Here is a 19,176-nt window from a genome sequence, read left to right as displayed (position 1 = left end):
GTTCACCGCCCGGGTGCGGTCTCCTGGAGCAGCGCGACGTGACGGGCGACGGCGACGGCGCGCTGGGCACACTCCTGGTAGCAGCGGCCGAGGACCGCCGCGTCGACGGCGTCGCGGACGGCGAGCGAGTCCCCGCCGGACAGCAGGACGCGGCAGAGCTCCTGCTGGCGGCGGTCGATGCCCTCCGCCTGCCGGTCCATGACCGTACGGGGGGCGGACAGCTCGACCACGTCCGCGGCCCGTCCCACCAGAGCGAGGCAGTCATCGCCCAGGTCACGCACGCGGAACCGCAATGCGTCGGGAAGCGGCCCCCTCGACCGGCGCGCCCACGCGATGTCACCGATCTGTCGGACCAGCAGACCGATGCGTCCCGCGTCCTGACCGACGTACATGTCCGTCACCACGGAGCGCAGGTCGGCATCCTCGATCGTGCCGGCCGAGGCGTCTGCCGCGGCCAGGTCGTCCGTCTCGTGCCGGAGCTCGCCCAGCGCTCCGCTCAGCGCGACCATCCCCCGCTCCAGCCCGGCCCCGGGCATCGTCGGCAGGGCCGTCGCCCGGCTCACGGCGGTGTGGGCCAGCCGGAGGATGTGCGCCACGCGCCGCAGGGCCCGCTCCGTGTGCTCCAGGTCTCTGCCACTCATATCGAACCCCTGCTCCTGCACCGCGGCTGCCGGCCACGGCGGCTGGCGCGCCCGCGCAAGCATGGCAGAGGAGGCGGTGGCGGATGGTGGCACGCCACGCGTCGGAACCCGCCTCCCACCAGTGCGGACACCCCGGCCCCCGGATGCGCGCAGGAGGGCTGGGGCCCGGAGGCGCACCATGGCTACATGAGGACTCCATCGAGGATCCGGCCCGGACGGCCTGGACGGCCCGGATGCGACGCCCCGCTCGCCCCCGCCCGCTGAGGACCGTGCCATGACCCCCACCCCGTGCACCGTCGGCAACGTCATGACGAGGACCGTCGTCACCGTCGCACCGGCAGCAGATTTCAAGGAGATCGTCTCCGCCATGGAGCGGTGGAAGGTCACCGCACTCCCCGTCGTCGAGGGCGAAGGCCGTGTCGTCGGCGTCGTCTCCGAAGCCGACCTCCTCCCCAAGGAGGAGTTCCACGCACACCGCCCCGGCCTCATCGAACACGTGCGACACCTCGGCGACACCGTGAAGGCGGGCTCGCTGCGGGCCGATGAGCTGATGACCGCCCCGGCCGTGACGATCCGCCCGAACGCCACCCTCCCCCAAGCGGCCCGGCTGATGGCCGACCGGCACGTCAAACGCCTCCCCGTCGTCGACGCCAACGGAACCCTCAAGGGCATCGTCAGCCGCGCCGACCTCCTGAAAGTCTTCCTCCGCTCCGACGACGAACTCGCCGCCGAGGTACGCAGCGAAGTCGTTTCGCGCGTCTTCCCCGTCTCGCAGCATGACGTCAAGATCGATGTCACGCACGGCATCGTCACCCTGACGGGACGCGTCCGCGATACGGCCCTCATCCCCGTGGCCACCCAGCTCGCCGAGGCCGTGGAGGGCGTGGTCGGCGTGCGGTGCAACCTGGCGTCCCGCTGAGCCCGCCGCGTCTTCAGGACCCCGTGGCACAGGTCGTCGACGCCCGCACCGACCACCCGTACCGCGTGCCGAATGCCGAGTGCCGCACCTAAGGAGCCAGGTCCCGCTTCAGCAGGACGGCGTGGCCCCGTTCGCCCAGAACAGCTGACCAGGTGCGATCGTGCCGGCCGGGCCACGGCGACGCCCTGCGGGCAGCCGCCGCGGCCGTCCGGTCAGCTCTGGAGCTGCTTGGTCAGACCCAGCTGGCTCATGATGGCGCCGGTGTCCAGATAGGCGCGACCCTCGTGGATCTTGCCGTCCTTCACCTCGTAGATGTCGCACGCGTGCACCTTGACGTGACGCCCCGTGGCGGGCACGGTGCCCGCGTGCAGGACCAGGTCTCCGGTCTGCGTGCCGCTGCCCGTGTACTCGACGACCACCGTGTCTCCCTGGGACGTGAGGTGGTCGAGGGTGAACTTTCCGTCGGGCATCGCATCGAACATGGCTTTCGCGAGCTGGGTGAACCCCTCCGGACCCTGCAACGTCCTTCCGCTGCCCTCCTCGATGAGGGTGCAGTCCGAAGCGACGGAAGCGGCGATGGAGTCGTAGTCCCGGTCGTTCCACGCCTGGAACATGTCACGGACGAAAGTTTCGTTGTCAACCATGGGAACCTCCACTCGGGAAACATGCTTTTCCTTCCATGCTGACCCGCCGTGTCCGACCGTGCAGCCCGGCGGGGCAGCGGGCGCCTGACGAGCGGCCGACCGGGACCTCAGCAGAGCTCTGCCCCAACTCGGCCGCATCACCCGTGGTTTGGTGGGTGGCCCCGGTGACCGGACGGCTCCTACGGCGTGGTGGGGGTCCGGCGGCGGGGCATGAGCAGGTACGCCGCCACAGCCAGGGCCAGCGGCAGGAGGGACACGACGAGCATGGTCAGCCTCAGGCCGTTGGTGAAGTCCAGCCCGAGGTCCAGTCCGGACTGCCGGAGCAGGTTCGGGTCGTATCCGGCGGTGCCCGGGCTGTGCGCCATCGCGCTTCGTGTCGCGTCCACGGCCTGATCGGCCTGGGCCGCCGACATACCGCGCGCCTCGGCGTCGTTGAGCCACTGCTGTTGGAAGAAGAGGTTGAGAAGAAGGAGGTAGACGGCGGGCCCGAGCGCATAGCCGGTCATACCGAACGCCGGCTGAACGGAGGCCACGGCGCCGGACTTTCCGGGTGGGGCGTGCGAGAGGATGGTCTCGGCCACTGCGGAGGAGGTCACCAGCGATCCGAGGTTGGTGAGCCAGGTGGCCAGTACGAGGATCCACAGCGCCATCGTGGGCTCGGCGGTGGCCGTCATCAACAACCCGCCCGCGACCAGCACCAGCAGGCCGGTGATGAGGACCGGCCGGGGGGTGTACTTCCCGATCAGGCGCCCGGCGAGGATGACGGCGCCCGCGATCGCCAGCGTGCCGGGCAGGTACAGCAGGCCGATCGTGCGCGGGGAGAGCGCCAGGATCACACTGCCGAACTGCCCCAGGACGAAACTGAACCCCGCGACGATGAAGTTCAGCGTCAGGCTGGCCAGTGCGGCCACGGTGAACGGGCCGCTCCGGAACAGCGACAGGTCCAGGACCGGTTCCGGTGTCCGGCGCTCACGGATCACGAACAGCACGCCGGCGACCACACTGATCACCAACGGCAGCCAGGCCTGGACCTGGGAGATCCCGTTCTCCGCCTCTGCGATGCCGTGGACGAGGGTCAGCAGGGTGACGCCGACCAGGCTGACACCGACGACGTCCACTGCGCGGCGCTTCAGGACGGGGGGCTCGACGACGTACCGGGCCGTCAGCCCGAGCGCGATCAGCGACAGCAGTGGGGCGAGCAGGAACAGCCACCGCCAGCCGACGGTGTCCACCACCCAGCCCCCGACCGCGGGGGTCAGCCCGCACAGCACCATTTCGATGGCCATGAAGATGCCGATGGCCGCCGGTCGTCTCTCCGACGGCACCGATACCTTGAGCAGGGCCAGCGATACTCCCAGCATCGCGGCCAGCGCCAGGCCGTCCAGGAGGCGCATCACCAGCAGGAACACGTAGCCGGGGGAGAGCGCGGACAACAGGTTGACGACCATGTCGCCGACCAGCCCCAGCATCAGCAGCCGCTTGAGCCCGAAGGCGTCCCCGAGACTGCCCACGGCGAGCACGGCGGCGGCCACGACCAGCGTCGCCGCGCCTCCCAGGAACCCGATGACGTCGGGCGGCACGTCGAGCGCCCGGCTGATCTGTGGCATGTTCAGGCTGAGGACCAGCGGGTCGACGGCCGTGATCGTGAAAGCGAGGGAGAGTCCCGAGATGATCGGGAGCAGCGCGATGATGGATCGCGGCTCCGCAGTCGACACAGCAGTACCTCCCGTACGTCGGCCAATGCCGACCGCTCGCCAACCGCTCGCGGACCGGACCGACCGTAACCCGGCCACCACTACCGGGCCGCTCTCCCCGGCCGACCCACGCGGCCCGACACCGGTTCGGACCACCCGGACCCGCGGTGCGGCGCCGCGGTGCGCGCCGCCAGCTTCTTCCCCTGCCCGCTGGAGCAGGGTCCTGACGGGTAAACACCGACCGGTGCGGAACCCGTCTGCCTGTCGATGCGGGGTGGGCTCGCCTACCGTCGAAGCGAGCGGTGCGCAGTCGGCACGCCGCCTGGCTGGGCGTCACCGAGGGCAGCAAGAGGTCAGCAAGAGGTCAGCATCAGTACCGCCAGATCCCACTTCCGGGCACCAAGGACCGATCACTTGCTCTGACCTGCGAAAAAGACCGCTCAGAGAGTCACCTCAACCTCACCGGGAGATACGCATGAGGATGCTGATCAACAGTGCCGAGAGCGTCGTCGCCGACGCGCTGCGCGGGATGGCCGCCGCGCATCCCGAGTTGGACGTCGACGTCGAGCGGCGGGTCGTCGTACGGCGGGACGCGCGGGTCGGAGGAAGGGTCGGGGTGGTGTCCGGCGGCGGGTCCGGGCACGAGCCGATGCACGCCGGGTTCGTGGGGCACGGCATGCTGTCGGCGGCATGCCCCGGGGAGGTGTTCACCTCGCCGGTGCCCGACCAGATGGTGCGGGCGGCTGCGGCTGTGGACTGCGGGCAGGGCGTGCTGTTCGTCGTCAAGAACTACACCGGAGACGTGCTGAACTTCGAGATGGCCGCCGAACTCGCCGAGGAGGACGGCCTGCGGATCGAACGGGTGCTGGTCAACGACGACGTCGCCGTGACCGACAGCCTGTACACGGCGGGACGCCGTGGCACCGGGGCGACGCTGTTCGTCGAGAAGGTCGCCGGGGCTGCCGCGGAGGAGGGTGCCCCGCTGGAGCGGGTCGCGGCGCTCGCCCGGCGGGTGAACGAGTCCTCGCGCAGTTTCGGCGTGGCGCTGAGCGCGTGCACGACACCGGCGAAGGGCAGCCCCACCTTCGATCTCCCGGACGGGGAGATGGAGTTGGGGGTCGGAATCCACGGCGAGCCGGGCCGCGAACGGCGGGCGGTGATGTCGGCCCGGGAGATCGCGGAGATCGCGGTGGGCGCCGTACTGGAGGAGCTGACGGAGACGGGTCCGGCCGACGGGCCGGTGCTCGCCCTGGTCAACGGTATGGGGGCGACGCCGCTGCTGGAGCTGTACGGGTTCCACGCGGAGGTGGCCCGGCTGTTGGCGCAGCGGCGTGTGCCGGTGGCGCGGACGCTGGTCGGAAACTACGTCACCTCCCTTGACATGGCCGGGTGTTCCGTGACGTTGTGCCGCGTTGACGAGGAACTGCTGCGGCTGTGGGACGCGCCGGTCCAGACGGCAGCCTTGCGCTGGGGCCGCTGAACGTAAGGTGAGGCTGTCGGGGCACCGTCCGGCTGATGCCGGAACAGGGCGAGGAGACGGAATTGCGTGACGCGGACTTCTTCCGGCGCTGGATGACGACCACCGCGGCAGCGGTGGAGCGCGAGGCGGACCGGCTGACCGAACTCGACTCCCCCATCGGGGACGCCGACCACGGAAGCAACATGCTGCGCGGCTTCACGGCGGTACGGGTGGCATTGGAGGCGGACCCTCCCACGACACCGGGGGCGGTGCTGCAACTCGCGGGGCGCACCCTGATCTCGACGGTCGGCGGAGCGTCGGGCCCGCTGTACGGGATGCTGCTGCGGAGAACGGGCAAGGACCTCGGGGACGCGGTCGAGGTCTCCGACGACGACCTCCGCAAGGCCCTGTACGCGGGGGTGGGCGCGGTGGCGCAGTTGGGCGGGGCGGCGCCGGGCGACAAGACGATGTTGGATGCGCTGGTGCCGGGGGTGGCGGCGCTGAGCACCTCGTACCGGGCGGCCGGGGACGCGGCGGAGAACGGCGCCCGGGCGACGGTGCCGATACTGGCCCGCAAGGGGCGGGCGAGCTACCTCGGCGAGCGGAGCATCGGGCACCAGGACCCGGGGGCGACGTCATCAGCACTCGTGCTGGCCGCCCTCGCGGACGTGGCGGACGCGGGATGACCGTGCCGGTGGTGGGGATCGTACTGGTGTCGCACAGCGCGGCGGTCGCCGAGTCCGTGGCCGAACTCGCGCGGGGTCTGGCGGCGGGCGGTCCGGTCGTCCCCGTGGCCGCGGCGGGCGGCGCCTCGGGCGGCGGTCTGGGCACGAGCGCGGAGCACATCGTGGCGGCGGCGCGCGAGGTGGACCGGGGCGCAGGGGTCGCGCTCCTCGCCGACCTGGGCAGTTCGGTGCTGACCGTGAAGGCCCTGCTACTGGAGGACGAGCTGCCCCCCGGGTCCAAGCTGGTGGACGCACCGTTCCTGGAGGGCGCGGTGGCGGCGGTGGTTTCGGCATCGGCGGGCGCGCCGCTGGACGCGGTCGCCTCCGCGGCCACGGAGGCTTACGCGTACCGCAAGTCCTGACCGGGGGCCTCGGGGTCCCGCCCCTTCACGGCCGTCCCCTCACGCCCGTCCCCTCGCGCCCGTCCCCAGCGGTCAGGCCCAGCGGGGGACGGGCGGGGACGGGGACGGGGCCGGGCAGGGCAGGGCAGGGCAGGGCCAGCGGGTATCAGCGGCCGCGGAGGGATTCGATGTCGCGGCGGTCGCGCTTGGTCGGGCGGCCGGTACCCCGGTCGCGGATGCCGACCACCGCGGCCTCGACGCGTGTCGGCGCGGGCGGGCTGTTGTCGACGAAGCATTCGGCCGCCACCGGCGCACCCACCCGCTTCGCCACGGGCCGCTTGACCACCACGATGCGCTCGCGCCCGGCGTGGAACAGCCGTACCTCGTCCCCTGCCCGCACCGGCTGCGCGGGCTTCGCGCGTTCCCCGTTGACCTTCACATGGCCCGCCCGGCAGGCGGTCGCCGCGACCGAGCGGGTCTTCGTGAGGCGGACCGACCAGATCCAGGCGTCCACCCGAACCGTGCCCGTGCTCGTGCCCGTCGCCGTTCCGGTTCCCGCAGCAGTTCCCGTTGCTTCATCAGCCATGCCACGACTCTAGCGAGCGCGTCCGGCGGATCCGGAATGCTTCTGGCGGATTCACCAAGAGGTGCAGCATCTGCCATGTAGATCATCCCAATAGAATTGCAAATGCGGGACAGGTGCCCCTACCTTGTCGCACATGCAGTCATACACCATCGGGCAGGCGGCCCGCCTTCTGGGCGTCAGCCCGGACACCGCCCGCCGTTGGGCCGACGCCGGCCGGGTCGCGACGCATCGCGACGAGGCCGGCCGGCGACTGGTCGACGGCCGCGACCTCGCCGCCCTTTGCGTGGAGGTGGGGCAGGGCGTGCCCGCCGAGGACGACGAGCCGTACACCTCGGCCCGCAACGCCTTTCCCGGCCTCATCACCGCCGTCAAGCTCGGGGACGTGGCCGCCCAGGTCGAGATCCAGGCGGGTCCCCACCGTTTGGTCTCCCTCCTCACCCGCGAGGCCGTCGAGGAGCTCGGACTGGAGGTCGGCATGCAAGCCACCGCCCGCGTGAAGTCCACCAGCGTGCACATCGACCGCACCTGACCGGCAGGTCACTGATCGGCCAGCACCTGCACCTGAACGCGTCCCCCCACCCGCTCCGCCCGTCACCGGCGCGGGTCACCACCGCGCGGAACCGGCACCCGGCCCGCACCGACCCGACCGAGGAGCACCACGTGTCCCCGACCCCGAACCGCGGCAGTGCCCTTGCCGCCGCGCTGACCGCCGCCCTCCTCGTGCCCGCACTGTCCGCCTGCGACAGCAGCGACGACAAAGCCGCCGAAGCCAAGGCCGCGCACCTCACCGTCCTCGCGGCGTCCTCCCTCACCGACGTCTTCAAGACCGCGGGGGCCGCATACGAGAAGGCCCACCCGGGCACGAAGATCACCTTCTCCTTCGCCGGCTCCCAAGAACTCGCCGCCCAGGTGAAGCAGGGCGCTCCGGCCGATGCGCTGGTCACCGCCGATACCAAGACGATGGACGGCCTCAAGGCCGACACCAACGCTGCGTCGGTCATCGCCAAGAACCGCCTGGTCATCGCGACCGGCAAGGGCAACCCGTTCAAGATCGCCGGTCTCAAGGACCTCGCCGACACCAAGCTCAAGGTGGTGCTCGCCGCCCCCGAGGTCCCGGTCGGGCGCTACAGCAGGCAGATCCTCGACGCCCAGAAGGTCGAGGTGAAGCCGGTCTCCCAGGAGCCCAACGTCCGCGCCGTGCTGAGCAAGGTCGAACTAGGTGAGGCCGACGCCGGCCTCGTGTACAAGACCGACTCAGCCAAGTCCGCAGGCAAGGTCGACACCGTGGAGATCCCGGACGACCAGAACGCCGTGGCCTCCTACCCGGCCGCCACGCTCAAGCAGTCCGAGAACGCCGGGGCCGCTGCCGCGTTCGTGGCCTGGCTGAGCACCCCCGAGGCCCAGAAGATCCTCCAGGATGCGGGCTTCCAGAAGGCGTAGCCGGCACCGGAGTCGCGAGGCCCGAGAGGCACTGCCCCGTTCGGGGGGGGGAGTCCCTCCAGGTGCGGCCCCTCCAGGTGCGTCGCGCCGCTCCGTTCCCACCCCCGTACGCTTCAGCCAGGAACCCCCATGCGCAGACCCCGCACCCGCACCCGACCCCCCGTGACCCTGGCGCTGCCCGCACTGCTCGCCGTCGCGTTCCTGCTGCTGCCCCTCATCGGCATCCTCACCCGCACCCAGTGGGACGAGCTCGACGCCCACCTCACCAGCCCCGGTGTGGTCCAGGCCCTGCGACTCTCCCTGTACGTGTCCCTCTGGGCCCTCGGCCTCTCCCTGCTCCTCGGCGTGCCGCTGGCCTGGCTGCTGGCCCGCGTCGACTTCAGGGGGAAGGCCTTCGTCCGTTCACTGGTACTGCTCCCGATGGTGCTGCCGCCGACCGTCGGCGGTGTGGCGCTGCTGCTGGGCTTCGGCCGGCGCGGACTGCTCGGGCCGTGGCTGGAGGACACGTTCGGCGTCACCCTGCCCTTCCACACGTCGGGCGCGGTCGTCGCGGCCACCTTCGTGGCCATGCCGTTCCTCGTCATCAGCCTGGAGGGTGCGCTCGGCGGCCTCAAGCAGAGCTACGAGGAGACCGCCGCCTCCCTCGGTGCCGCGCCGGTCCGGGTGTTCTTCACCGTGACCCTGCCGATGGTGGCCCCCGGGCTGATCGCCGGGGCCGCGCTCACCTGGGCCCGCGCGCTCGGCGAGTTCGGCGCCACCATCACCTTCGCCGGCAACCTGCCCGGCACGACCCAGACCCTGCCGCTCCAGGTCTACCTGCTGCTCCAGGACAACCCGGAAGCCGCCACCTCCGTCTCCCTGCTGCTGCTCGCGATCGCCATGGGCGTACTGATCGCCCTGCGCGGACGCTGGACCGGCGCCCCCGGCGCCCCCGGCGCCCGCAGCGCCCGCAGGCCCGACGGGGCGTCGCGGGTCCCCGAGGAGGTGCCGTCTCCCGAAGCCCTGCCGGCCCGGGCCGCCGTGCCAGCCGACGCGGGCGAGCCGGCCCACCCGGCCGGCGCCCTCGCCACCGACCGGTCCGATGTTCGGTCCGGTGTTCGATCCGGCGACCGCAACGACGTCGACCACTGGCCGTTGCACGCCGACGTCACCGGCTTCAACCAGCTCACCCTCGACGCCAACCCCGGCACGACCATCGCCGTCGTCGGCGAGAACGGCGCGGGCAAGACCACCCTGCTGCGCGCGCTCCTCGGCCTCACCCCGCGCGCCCACGCCGAACTCCGGCTCGGCGGGACCGACGTCACCGCACTGCCCCCGCACGAGCGCCAGGTCGCCTGGGTCCCGCAGGACGGGGCGCTGTTCCCGCACCTGAGCGCCCTGGCCAACACCGCCTACGGGCTGCGGGCCCGCCGGGTGCCGCGCGCCGAGGCGCGTCGGGAGGCGCAGCGGTGGCTGGACCGGCTCGGCGTCGGCGGGCTCGCCGCCCGCAAGCCCGCCGAGTTGTCCGGCGGCCAGGCCCAGCGCGTCTCCCTGGCCCGCGCCCTCGCCGCCCGGCCCCGCCTGCTGCTGCTGGACGAGCCGCTCGCCGCACTCGACCAGACCACCCGGGCCCACGTGCGCCACACGCTGCGCACGCACCTGGCCGGCTTCGGCGGAGTCTGCCTGATCGTCACGCACGACCCCGTCGAGGCGGTGTCGCTGGCCGACCGGGTGCTCGTACTCGCCGACGGGCGCACCCTCCAGGACGCGCCGCCCGCCGAGGTCACCCGACATCCGCGTTCCCCGTGGGTGGCCCGGATGCTCGGTCGCAATGCCTGGCCGGGCATCGCGTCGGCCGACGGACTCGTACTGGCCACCGGGGGCCGGCTGGTGGTGGCGGAGCCACTGCCCGAGGGGGCCTCCGCGCTGGCGATCATCGGCCCGGAGGCGGTGTCCGTGCACCGTTACCGCCCGGGCGGCAGTCCCCGCAACGTCTGGCAGGGCTCCGTACGGGAGATCACCGCGGTCGGCAGCCGGCTGCGCGTACTGGTCGGCTCCGCCGAGGTGCCCGATCTGGTCGCGGAGATCACGCCGGAGGCGGCGGCCGAACTGGGCCTCGTCGACGGCACGAAGGTGTGGACGAGCGTGAAGGCCACCGAGGTCACGCTCGTACGGCTCTAACACACCTGCCGTACGGCGAGCCAGTCCCCGGGGGCGAAGGCGTCGACGCCCACCGCGGTCCGGCCGGTGCGCGGGGCGGCGACGGACAGCACGCCGTCCGCCCGGCCGGCGGCGAACGCCGGGGCGCCGATGGTGATCAACGCGGCGCGTTTGCCGGTGGTGCGCCGGAACTCGGCGAGCAGGTGCGCCGTCAGGGCTGCTTCCTTGCGGTCCACGGTGTCCGGTGCATACGCCCGTACGACGGCCAGTGCGCCGGTGTCGGGCTCGCAGGCGGCGACCGTCAGAGCGTCGCGCAGGGCCCGCATCCGGTCGAGACCGCCTCCGGCCACGGTGCGCCGGGTGGTGTCGAGCGACAGGAACCGTACGCCGCGGTGGACGAACGCCGGGTGTCGGGCCCCGGTCAGCACGAAGTCGGCACCGGGGTCCGCGGTGCCCGCCCGACCTCCCCCGACCGGCTGGACCGCGAACCGCCAAGGCCGCGCCCGGATCCCCGCTTCGGTGGCCACGATCGGATCCCGCACCGGCGGCGCGGGATCCGGTCCGGTCGGCGGGATCCGGACGCCGAGCGTGTCGAGCGACAACCGTCCGGGGCCGGAGCCCGCGACCGCCGAGAGTCGGGTCACGGTGAGGGGCAGCTCGGCGGTCGCCGGAAGCGGCAGGGTGAGTTCCCGCCAGCCGGTCCAGTCGACGGCGGGTCCGCGGACCGTGACCGCGGTCCCACCGGCAGCGGCCAGTTCCACGGCGGGTCGGGCCCCGGAGCCGTCGCCGTCCACCCAGAGCGTGAGCGAGCGGGCGAGCTCCGGTACGGGAAGGGGCCGCGGCGGGGCAGCGCTCCCCCGGGCTCCGGCCCCGGGCAGATCCAGGGCGAGCCCGGGGCCGGGGTGCCCCGCGGCCGGGGAGGCGCCCGGGCCGGTCCAGGCGGCGGCGTCGGCCAGCTCGGCGAGGGGGCGGGTCTCCAGGCCCACGCCGAGGGCGAGTTCGGCAGTCGTGCCGGGGGCAGTGCCGGCCTTGGCCGCGCCGGTGGTCCGGACGGTGGCCTTCAGCCGCCCGGCGGCCTGCGGAACGAGGGCGGTGACGGTGAAGCCCCCTCGGCGGTCGTCGGTGACACTCCACTGCGACCGGTCGAAGTCCAAGGTGACGTCGCGGGGTTCGACGACTGCGGCCGTGCCCTGTGCGTCGTATCCGATCAGATGGAATGCGGTGCTCTCGCCCTGCGCCGTGAGACCGATGCGCGCCGGTGTGGGCCGGACCCCGATCAGTCGGCCGAGCACCTCAAGGCGGAGCGTGCCGTGCGCCGTCGTGCGCTGGGCGTGCGCCGTCGCACTTCCGGAGCGCGCAGCGTGGAACACTCCGGCGGAGTCGACTGTTCCGGCCCCGTCGGCGGACCAGAGCGGCGCGCCCGGGGCCGGGCCCAGCAGCGCGTCGTACCCGGTGGCCGTGAGGGTCCGGGTGAGCCGCGGGAAGACCCGGGTGAGCTCCTCAGTGGTGCCGCCGGCGGGTTCGACGCGAAATCCGGTGGTGCGGCCGGTGCCCGCCGGGGCCGTGAGGACGAGCCCGTTGGGGACGGGCCGCAGCTGCCCGTCCGACGGGGAGTTCTCCAGCGCGAGGGCCTTGGCCCCGCTCAGAGCGGCGAGCAGGGTCGAGGAGCCGCCGCCGTCCAGGTTCAGGGCCTCGTACGCACCGAGCCGGTGCATCAACCGGCCGAGCGCGGTCAGGGTGAGGCCGCCGCTGTCGGCCTGGCGGCCGTCCACCGTCAGGATCCTCAGCCTTCGGCCGTCGCGGGAGAGCCCGACGGCCGTACGGGGGGCGGCGGTGTTGTTCGGTGCGCCGTCGTGGTTCTGCGGGACGCCCGCCACGACGAGCGCCTCCCTGCCGCCGACCGCCGCGATCGGCACCGGCCCGGCGACGGGGACGGGCCGTGCGGCGACTGCCACGGCGTCCCCCGGTCGCAGGGCAGCGAGTTCGACGGCGGCTGCGGCGCCGGTGGCAGCCAGCAGGGTGGTACCGGGCTCGGGGCGCTCGGCCGGGGCGGGCGGGGCCACCGGCGGGACGGCTGCCGTAACCCGTCCGTCCCGGACCGTGACGGCGCTGCCGAGGGCGGGCAACGCGGTGCCCGGCCAGTCGGCGGTGTACGCGACCAGGCCCTCGGCGGGCGGCCGGGCCGCGTTGTACCCGGCCAGCCCGCGAACCGCTCCGCCGGGCAGGGTGACGCTTCCGCCGAGTCCGAGGCGCAGGACCCGACCGGTGCCGTCGGCGCCGAATCCGACGGCCGGGGCGGGGCCTGGGCCGGGGGTGGAGGAGTGCAGCAGCCGCCCGGCGCCGATGCCGGGGCCGAGCGGGGCACCCGTACCGCGGATGTCGAAGAAGTCCCCGTTCACCGCGGCGATCACGCGCCGTCCGGGACCGGCGGGGTGGCGGGCGGCGGTGTCGGCGACGGTGGCCGGGCCGCGACCACCCAGGTATTCGGCCCGTACGCCGCTGCTGCCGCCGAGGTCGACGACGAGCTCGTCGATCCGCAGCCAGCGGTCGGTCTCCAGCCGGTCGTACGACTCCAGCCGCACGCCGGGGGCGATCTGCCGGCCGGTACGGGCCGTCTCGATGCCGTCGGAGCCGAAGTCGGTGCCGGAGCCGGCGGCATGCGCCGGAGCCGTGGTGGCGGGGGGACCGAGGGCGGCGAGCGTGACGGCGAGCAGCACCGGCAGCAGCGGACGGAGGGTCAGCACACGGGCAGGATCGCCCCTCGGGCCCTGCTGCCGGGCCGCGAAGGCGTGAACGCCCCGTGGTTTGCCCGCGTTTCAGCCATTCGCCCCGTGGGACGGAGGGCCGGCTCGGTGTTCGGCACCTTCCTTCGGGGTGCCGTTGCGCACGCGGAACGGCACGTCCGGCCCGTTGAGCGCGAACAGGGCGGTCCGGACCTCCAGGGTGGTCAGCGGTGCGACCCCGCCGCCGGGGTACCGGGTGCCGGTCATCTTGTCCCACAGCCGGCCCATCGCTACGTCTCCGCCCCGGTGTCCGGGCGCACCGAGCGCACGAAGTCCTGGAAGTCTTCGAGGACGGCGTCGTGCTGGGCCGCGGTGGCGGTCAGGGCCAGACGGATCGCCGCCCGCTTGTGGGGGTCCTCGACGTCCGACATGGACAGGTACACCTGGGACTGGACGAGGTCGCGGCGCGCGCCGCCCGCGACGGCCGAGAAGGTCACCCGTTGGGTCAGGGCGGGCGCGTCCTCGGAGCCGAGCTCGCGGCGCTGGGCCACCGTCACCGACTGTGCGACCTGGCCCAGCCGCTCGACCGACGCGTCGGCGAGCCCGGCCAGCGTCTCCGTGTCCGCGAGGAACCCGCCGTCGATGGTGATGTTGGCGGTGAAGCCGGCGTCCGGATGCGGATGCACCGCGGCGAAGGCCACGCCCGGGACGTCGGCCTCGTCCGCAGGCGCGGCCGGGAGCCAGCCTTCCGGCAGCCGGAATTCGATCGGCACCGGCAGTGACGTGAGCATGTGGGGCCCTCCTTCCAGGGGAACGTACATCAGTCGAACCAGCCGGTGACGGTGTCCTTGACCGAGCCGGCGGTATCGCCGATCGCTTCTGCCCCGTCCCCGAGGACATCGGCCACGTCGCCGGCAGTCTTGGCCACCTTGTCGGGATCGACGGTGATCTCGAATCCCACTGCGCCGCCGAAGGCGGGCGAGAGTCCCGCCTTGCCGCCGAGCTTCCAGACGCCGGAATCGTCCTTCTTGACGCCCCACCAGGCCTCCGCGCCGGGACCGGCCCATCCCTCGGCCGTCCCACCAAAGCCGATCCCGCCGACCTCCACGCCTCCGGCCGCGGTGGCCTTGGCTCCGGCGAACGCCTTGGCACCGACGGTGAGTTCCTCCTTGGTCGCCTTGACGCTGACCCCGGCCTCGGCGCCGGCGAACCCCTCGACCCGTCCGTAGGCACCGACGGGCCCGTACTCGGCCCGGCCCTCCTCCAGCATCCGTATGCCCGCGGACGCCTCGGCCTTGCCGACGACACCCTTGCCGGTGAAGCCGTAGTTCGCGGTGGCTCGGGCGCCCCCGTAGACGTCCTCGATCCCGGAAAGCTTCAGCCCCCCCGTAAGTCTCAGATCCTTGCGCGGTGGCGTGGAAGAGGTCGGCGTAGGCCTTGACCGAGCCCTCCTTGCCGTACTTGGTGCCGCTGACGGAGAAGCCTGCGGCGGGACCGGTCACCGTGACGCCGTCGGTCTTCGTCTCGGTCTTGGCCTCGTCCGGCTTCTTGACCTTCGACAAGTCGCCCTCGGCGTAGGCGTTGAACCCGTTGAACGTTTCGTCCGCGCCCTTGCCGAAAGCGTCCCTGTTGCTGTCGACGACGGCGCTCTCAAGGGCGATCTTGACGTTCTGGTCGAGTTCGGCGACGGCCTTGACCCGGTCGTCGATGTGCTGCTGCCACTTGGTGACCGCTTCGCGGATGGTGGCCTGGCCGTCGGGGTCGTGGTGGTAGGCACTGCGCTCGGTGGGAGTGAGTTTGGCGTAGTCGAAGGCAACGGTTCCCTGCTCGGAGACGGTCATGCCGGCGGCTATCGCATCATCGCGCGCGCTTTCGAGTTTCTTCTTGAGGTCGGTGAACTTCTCGTGGGCCTCCCGCAGCAGGCTGGCGATGCCTTGGCCTGGACCTGCGCGGCGGAGTACTCGTAGCGGGTCGCCGCGAAACTCGAATGAGCGGTCCCTGCGCTGACTCCGGACCAGTTCTGGCCCATGGTGATCTTCTGTACGGAGTCGCCGTAGCGGGTCTCGACCTTCTTCAGCTCGCCCGCCATCGATTCCCACTTGGAGGCGGCCGTGGTCAGGAGGCCCAGATCCGTGGTCATGACCTCGTGGTAATTCAGCACCCGAACCCCTTACAGCCCGTTCAACTTCGACGGCGACGAGAGGAACTGGTTGCCCAGTCCGGTGTCATTGCGCACGAAGAGACCCGAGGCTCCGCGCAGTGCGGTCTTCTCCGCCGACAGGCGGCCCATCAGGGTCTTCACCTGCTGGTCCCACGTGTCCGCCACCTTCTTCAGGGCGGCGGACGTCTCCCAACCCTCGAAGCCCTTCTGGGCGGTGCTGGTGGCGTCGTCCGCGTGTTCCGCGGCCTTCTTCGTGTTCGGCTCCAGCTCGGTCTCGATCGTGCCCGCCGCAGCCTTCTTCTCCGCGGGCGTCGAAGCGAAGTCCGCGGATCCGCCGCCCGAGCCCGAAGGGTCCAGCGGCACGTGGTTCAACCGCATGTCCACCAGCTGATCCGCGCCGCCCGCGCGGCCCACTTCCCGCTCCTGGCCTATGTGCTCTGCCATCCCGTGCGCCTCCCCGTCGGCTGGTGCTGATCATATGCATGGCAACTTCGCGCAAGCCAAGGGGACTTGGCCACTCCACGGTTCCTTCACCTCGCGCCGCGCCCGCGCCCCGACCCCGCGTCTCGGAGCGTCCGTGACCGCCCGCACGCGCCGTCACACCCCGTCACCGGGGACTCACGCCCGGCTCGGAGAAAGGATTTTGCCGCGGCATGCCGGGCTGGCATGGTTCGATGCACGTCCGCCGCAGCTCAGCGGCCATCCGTTCGCACGTCATACGTTCCCGTGGGGGGTACACACCGCATGTCCTTCAACGCTCCACCGGGCCCGCCGGCTCCGCCCCAACACCCGTACCCGGCGCAGGCCCACCCGGGGCAGCCCCACCCCGGGTACCCCGGGCCGCCGCCCGGCGTCCCCGTGCTGCGCTCCCCGCAGGCTCTGGCGATCGCCCTCACCGTGCTGCTCTCGATCGCGGCCGTGGTCAACCTGCTCTCGGCGGCCACCGGCGTGTACCTGTTCTCACTCATGCAGCGCCTGCTCACGGACCCGTCGAAGGTCGCCGACGCCACGCTCGACCGGGCGGACGACCTGACCACGCTCGCCGGCGGCCTCCAGCGGCTGACCCTGCTGGCCACGGCGGTCGTCTTCATCATCTGGTTCCACCGCGTGCGCGTGAACGGCGAGACCTTCCAGCCCGACGCGTTCGATCAGACCCGCGGCTGGGCCATCGGCAGCTGGTTCGTCCCGGTCGGCAACCTCTTCATCCCGTTCCGGATCGCGAAGCAGATCTGGAACGCCAGCACCCAGTGGGGACCCGACGGCTCCTACCGCCACGTCTCCACCGCTCCGATCGGCGCCTGGTGGGCGATGTGGATCGCCTCGCTGCTGTTCCACCTTCTCTTCAACCAGCGGTACACGCGGGCCGAGACCCCGGAAGCCCTGCGCGACGCGGCCACCGTGGGAGCCGTCGCCGACGTCCTGACCGTCGCCGCCGCGGTCCTCGCGATCCTCTTCGTCCGCAGGCTGACGGCCATGCAGGCCGTCAAGGCGGCGCAGGGCCCTTACGCGGCGGTGTGACCCCCGTCAGGCGTCAGGCGTCGTGCGCCGCGGCGTGGTGGCCGGGCGCCGCGGCGTGGTGGCCGGGCGCCGCGGCGTGCCCCGGGACGGCGAACTCGCACCACACGCACTTCCCGCTGCCCCGGGGCTCCACGCCCCACTCGTCCGCGAGCTGGTCCACCAGGATCAGTCCGCGCCCCGAGACCGCCCAGTCGCCCGCCTCGCGCCGGCGCGGCAGGGCGCTGCTGAAGTCCTCGACCTCGACCCGGATCCGACCCTCCGAGGTCGTCCGTACGTTGACGTGACCGCCACCGTCGGTGTGCACGAGGGCGTTCGTGATCAGCTCGTCCGCGGACAGTTCGATCTCATCGGCCCGCGCCCAGGCGCCCCAGGCGGCCACTGCCGCCCGAATCAGGTGGCGGGCCATCGCCGGGCCCGCCGGGTCTCCCGGGGTGAGCCGCAGCCGCATCGGGCCCGCGCCGCGCGGGGCAGGGGTGCCGCGGCGGCGCAGCACGAGCAGGGCCATGTCGTCCCCACCACCGGCGTCCCCGATCAGGTCGCACAGGACGTCGGCGAGTTCCTCGACGTCCACGGGCCCGCTGCAGACCGCCTCCATGAGTTCCCGCATGCCTGCCCCGGGGTCGCCGTCGGGCCGTTCGATCAGGCCGTCCGTGCACAGCACCAGAGTGTCGCCGGGGTGCAGTTCGAGGGTGGTGACGGGATAGCCGGAGCCGGTGCCCGACTCTTCGCGCTGCGGCAGCCCGAGCGGAAGTCCGCCGGCCGCCTGGACGCGGTGGCAGCTGCCGTCGCCGCGCCGCACCACCGGGTCGAGGTGGCCGGCACGGACCATCTGGACCGTGCCGGTGTTCAGATCCACCTGGGCGTACGTGCAGGTGGCGAAGCGGTCCGTCTCCAGCTCCCGCAGGAACGTGGAGGCCCGGGCCAGGGCCGTACCGGGTGTGTGCCCCTCGGCTACGTAGGCCCGCAGGACGATCCGCAGCTGCCCCATGACGGCGGCGGCGTCCGTGTCGTGCCCCTCCACGTCACCGATCATCACTCCGACGCGGCCCTCGCCGAGGGGAACGACGTCGTACCAGTCGCCGCCGATGTCCCGCCCCATCCCGGCGGCCCGGTAGCGCACGGCGATCCGGGCGCCGGGCACCTCCGGGATCCGGCGCGGCAGCATGGCCCGCTGGAGTCCCTCCGCGAGATCATGCTCCTGCTCGAAGAGGATGGCGCGCTGCAGGCTCTGCGCGAGGCCGCTGCCGAGCGCGACGAGCAGGTTCCGCTCCTCGGTGGTGAAGTCGCCTTCCCTCGTGTAGAGCAGCCCGAGCGCCCCGACGGCGCGGCCCTGGGCGATCAGCGGCAGGTACACGCCGCTGCGCACGGCGAGCGGCTCGATGTACGGCCAGAGCTCCGGATAGCCCCGCTGGAACTCCTCGCGCGAGGCGATGAAGACCGGCTGCAGGTTCCGTACGGCCTCGCTCATCGGGAACTGCGCGTCGATGCGCGTGTACTCGATCTCCGGGACGTACGAACCCAGCTGCCCTTCCGCGACGAGGTGGATCCGGCCGCCCTCGACGATGCCGAGCATCACGCTGACGGCACCGAGGTGACCGAGCGCCTCGGGGTCCTTGAGGACGTCGGTCACGTCGTTGACGGTGCGGGCGTGGGCCAGGATCGCGCTGGTCCGCTCGACGACGCCGGTCATCCGGCGCCGCCCCTCGACCTGCTCCCCACCTGCGCCGGGCTCCCCAGGGTCGTGGGCCGCGTCGCGGAGGATGCCGATGATCCGGTACGGGCGGCCGTTCGGCTCGCGCAGGATGTGGCCCTGGATGTGGGCCCAGACCGCAGTGCCGTCCCGTCCCCTGGTGCGGACGTACGCCCCGTAATGGCTCCGGCCGTCCTTGAGCGCCTGGGCGACCCGTGCGTCGAGCCGGGCCGCCTCGGCGGGCGGCACCCGCTCGCGCAACCCGTCGGGTGTTCCGCTGAACTCCTCCGGGCGCAGGTCCAGGACTTCCAGGGCAGTGGGGTCCAGATGCATCTGCCCACTGTCGAGGTCCCAGTCGAAAGTGCCCATGCGATTGAGCGCGAGGCTCATGTCCGGCTGCGCGGGCCAGTCGACCTCGGGACTCGCTCCCCTTTCGGCCATGCAGTCAGGGTCTCACCGTTCCCGGACGGGCGCCCGCACAAGGCTCCCGGCGGGG

19 protein-coding genes are annotated in these 19,176 nt (G+C 72.5%); 9 read left to right on the top strand and 10 right to left on the bottom strand.

Translation table 11 applies throughout. The annotated features are described in order from the left end of the window. Positions 1-2 precede the first annotated feature (2 nt). The gene (locus ABZZ20_RS01435; protein ID WP_356865506.1) at positions 3-641 is read right to left on the bottom strand and encodes a hypothetical protein; all 639 of its coding nucleotides are present in this window, start codon (positions 639-641) and stop codon (positions 3-5) included. 274 nt (positions 642-915) lie between these two features. Between ABZZ20_RS01435 and ABZZ20_RS01430 the strand changes: the two genes are divergently transcribed. Next, positions 916-1,560, top strand: a complete 645-nt coding sequence (locus tag ABZZ20_RS01430; protein WP_356865504.1) for a CBS domain-containing protein — start codon at positions 916-918, stop codon at positions 1,558-1,560. A gap of 212 nt (positions 1,561-1,772) precedes the next feature. Here ABZZ20_RS01430 and ABZZ20_RS01425 read toward each other — a convergent pair whose 3' ends face one another. Together ABZZ20_RS01425 and ABZZ20_RS01420 are read right to left on the bottom strand one after the other, a co-directional pair. Beyond that, positions 1,773-2,204, bottom strand: coding sequence for an ester cyclase (locus tag ABZZ20_RS01425; protein ID WP_356865502.1), 432 nt, complete (start codon positions 2,202-2,204; stop codon positions 1,773-1,775). Positions 2,205-2,383: 179 nt separating this feature from the next. After that, positions 2,384-3,919: an MFS transporter gene (locus ABZZ20_RS01420; RefSeq protein WP_356865500.1), complete on the bottom strand. Its 1,536-nt coding sequence runs from the start codon at positions 3,917-3,919 to the stop codon at positions 2,384-2,386. 454 nt (positions 3,920-4,373) lie between these two features. Between ABZZ20_RS01420 and dhaK the strand changes: the two genes are divergently transcribed. The 3 genes from dhaK to ABZZ20_RS01405 all read left to right on the top strand — a co-directional run bounded on the left by dhaK (position 4,374) and on the right by ABZZ20_RS01405 (position 6,444). After that, positions 4,374-5,378: a dihydroxyacetone kinase subunit DhaK gene (gene dhaK, locus ABZZ20_RS01415; protein ID WP_356865498.1), complete on the top strand. Its 1,005-nt coding sequence runs from the start codon at positions 4,374-4,376 to the stop codon at positions 5,376-5,378. 62 nt (positions 5,379-5,440) lie between these two features. Continuing rightward, on the top strand, positions 5,441-6,043 hold the full coding sequence (gene dhaL / locus ABZZ20_RS01410; protein ID WP_356866116.1) for a dihydroxyacetone kinase subunit DhaL: 603 nt from the start codon (positions 5,441-5,443) through the stop codon (positions 6,041-6,043). Continuing rightward, positions 6,040-6,444 carry a PTS fructose transporter subunit IIA gene (locus ABZZ20_RS01405; protein WP_356865496.1) on the top strand — a complete coding sequence of 135 codons (405 nt, stop codon included), beginning with the start codon at positions 6,040-6,042 and terminating at the stop codon, positions 6,442-6,444. Before dhaL ends, ABZZ20_RS01405 begins: the two co-directional genes overlap by 4 nt. Positions 6,445-6,589: 145 nt before the next feature. On the opposite strand, the gene ABZZ20_RS01400 is transcribed toward ABZZ20_RS01405, so the two are convergent. Then, positions 6,590-7,009, bottom strand: a complete 420-nt coding sequence (locus ABZZ20_RS01400; protein WP_356865494.1) for an RNA-binding S4 domain-containing protein — start codon at positions 7,007-7,009, stop codon at positions 6,590-6,592. Between the two features lie 133 nt (positions 7,010-7,142). Between ABZZ20_RS01400 and ABZZ20_RS01395 the strand changes: the two genes are divergently transcribed. The 3 genes from ABZZ20_RS01395 (at position 7,143) to ABZZ20_RS01385 (ending at position 10,609) form a co-directional block, all read left to right on the top strand. Further along, a complete protein-coding gene (locus ABZZ20_RS01395) occupies positions 7,143-7,538 on the top strand; it encodes a helix-turn-helix transcriptional regulator (protein ID WP_356865492.1) in 396 nt (131 codons plus the stop codon). A 131-nt stretch (positions 7,539-7,669) separates the two neighbouring features. After that, positions 7,670-8,449, top strand: coding sequence for a molybdate ABC transporter substrate-binding protein (gene modA, locus ABZZ20_RS01390; protein ID WP_356865490.1), 780 nt, complete (start codon positions 7,670-7,672; stop codon positions 8,447-8,449). 129 nt (positions 8,450-8,578) lie between these two features. Next, entirely contained in the window at positions 8,579-10,609 is a 2,031-nt protein-coding gene (locus tag ABZZ20_RS01385) for an ABC transporter permease (protein WP_356865488.1), read from the top strand. On the opposite strand, the gene ABZZ20_RS01380 is transcribed toward ABZZ20_RS01385, so the two are convergent. The 4 genes from ABZZ20_RS01380 to ABZZ20_RS01365 form a co-directional block, all read right to left on the bottom strand. Then, positions 10,606-13,332, bottom strand: coding sequence for a phosphodiester glycosidase family protein (locus ABZZ20_RS01380; protein ID WP_356865486.1), 2,727 nt, complete (start codon positions 13,330-13,332; stop codon positions 10,606-10,608). The genes ABZZ20_RS01385 and ABZZ20_RS01380 overlap by 4 nt on opposite strands. 72 nt (positions 13,333-13,404) lie before the next feature. Then, a complete protein-coding gene (locus tag ABZZ20_RS01375; protein WP_356865484.1) occupies positions 13,405-13,599 on the bottom strand; it encodes a hypothetical protein in 195 nt (64 codons plus the stop codon). 2 nt (positions 13,600-13,601) lie between these two features. Then, complete coding sequence (locus ABZZ20_RS01370; protein WP_356865482.1) at positions 13,602-14,102, bottom strand: hypothetical protein; 501 nt, start codon at positions 14,100-14,102, stop codon at positions 13,602-13,604. A gap of 29 nt (positions 14,103-14,131) precedes the next feature. Continuing rightward, positions 14,132-14,581 (bottom strand): hypothetical protein, encoded by a 450-nt coding sequence (locus tag ABZZ20_RS01365; protein ID WP_356865480.1) that lies wholly within the window; start codon positions 14,579-14,581, stop codon positions 14,132-14,134. 145 nt (positions 14,582-14,726) lie between these two features. On the opposite strand from ABZZ20_RS01365, the gene ABZZ20_RS01360 reads away from it, so the two are divergent. Beyond that, positions 14,727-15,278, top strand: a complete 552-nt coding sequence (locus ABZZ20_RS01360) for a hypothetical protein (protein ID WP_356865478.1) — start codon at positions 14,727-14,729, stop codon at positions 15,276-15,278. A 203-nt stretch (positions 15,279-15,481) separates the two neighbouring features. Here ABZZ20_RS01360 and ABZZ20_RS01355 read toward each other — a convergent pair whose 3' ends face one another. Then, entirely contained in the window at positions 15,482-15,916 is a 435-nt protein-coding gene (locus ABZZ20_RS01355; protein ID WP_356865476.1) for a hypothetical protein, read from the bottom strand. A 300-nt stretch (positions 15,917-16,216) separates the two neighbouring features. Here ABZZ20_RS01355 and ABZZ20_RS01350 point away from each other — a divergent pair, with 300 nt between their 5' ends. Next, positions 16,217-16,990, top strand: coding sequence for a DUF4328 domain-containing protein (locus tag ABZZ20_RS01350; RefSeq protein ID WP_356865474.1), 774 nt, complete (start codon positions 16,217-16,219; stop codon positions 16,988-16,990). Positions 16,991-17,003: 13 nt separating this feature from the next. On the opposite strand, the gene ABZZ20_RS01345 is transcribed toward ABZZ20_RS01350, so the two are convergent. Next, a complete protein-coding gene (locus tag ABZZ20_RS01345; protein ID WP_356865472.1) occupies positions 17,004-19,121 on the bottom strand; it encodes a SpoIIE family protein phosphatase in 2,118 nt (705 codons plus the stop codon). Positions 19,122-19,176 lie beyond the last annotated feature (55 nt).

The organism is Streptomyces sp. NPDC006430 (assembly GCF_040612395.1).
GTDB lineage: Bacteria > Actinomycetota > Actinomycetes > Streptomycetales > Streptomycetaceae > Streptomyces.
The sequence above is the reverse complement of the archived record's forward strand: the minus strand, read 5'-3'. Positions and strand labels throughout refer to the sequence as shown.

Excerpts from the sequence above, each read along its gene's own strand:
- ABZZ20_RS01435 (WP_356865506.1), bottom strand. The coding sequence starts at position 641 with ATGAGTGGCAGAGACCTGGAGCACACGGAGCGGGCCCTGCGGCGCGTG.
- ABZZ20_RS01430 (WP_356865504.1), top strand. The coding sequence starts at position 916 with ATGACCCCCACCCCGTGCACCGTCGGCAACGTCATGACGAGGACCGTC.
- ABZZ20_RS01425 (WP_356865502.1), bottom strand. The coding sequence starts at position 2,204 with ATGGTTGACAACGAAACTTTCGTCCGTGACATGTTCCAGGCGTGGAAC.
- dhaK (WP_356865498.1), top strand. The coding sequence starts at position 4,374 with ATGAGGATGCTGATCAACAGTGCCGAGAGCGTCGTCGCCGACGCGCTG.
- ABZZ20_RS01405 (WP_356865496.1), top strand. The coding sequence starts at position 6,040 with ATGACCGTGCCGGTGGTGGGGATCGTACTGGTGTCGCACAGCGCGGCG.
- ABZZ20_RS01400 (WP_356865494.1), bottom strand. The coding sequence starts at position 7,009 with ATGGCTGATGAAGCAACGGGAACTGCTGCGGGAACCGGAACGGCGACG.
- ABZZ20_RS01395 (WP_356865492.1), top strand. The coding sequence starts at position 7,143 with ATGCAGTCATACACCATCGGGCAGGCGGCCCGCCTTCTGGGCGTCAGC.
- ABZZ20_RS01385 (WP_356865488.1), top strand. The coding sequence starts at position 8,579 with ATGCGCAGACCCCGCACCCGCACCCGACCCCCCGTGACCCTGGCGCTG.
- ABZZ20_RS01375 (WP_356865484.1), bottom strand. The coding sequence starts at position 13,599 with ATGGGCCGGCTGTGGGACAAGATGACCGGCACCCGGTACCCCGGCGGC.
- ABZZ20_RS01370 (WP_356865482.1), bottom strand. The coding sequence starts at position 14,102 with ATGCTCACGTCACTGCCGGTGCCGATCGAATTCCGGCTGCCGGAAGGC.
- ABZZ20_RS01365 (WP_356865480.1), bottom strand. The coding sequence starts at position 14,581 with ATGCTGGAGGAGGGCCGGGCCGAGTACGGGCCCGTCGGTGCCTACGGA.
- ABZZ20_RS01355 (WP_356865476.1), bottom strand. The coding sequence starts at position 15,916 with ATGGCAGAGCACATAGGCCAGGAGCGGGAAGTGGGCCGCGCGGGCGGC.
- ABZZ20_RS01350 (WP_356865474.1), top strand. The coding sequence starts at position 16,217 with ATGTCCTTCAACGCTCCACCGGGCCCGCCGGCTCCGCCCCAACACCCG.
- ABZZ20_RS01345 (WP_356865472.1), bottom strand. The coding sequence starts at position 19,121 with ATGGCCGAAAGGGGAGCGAGTCCCGAGGTCGACTGGCCCGCGCAGCCG.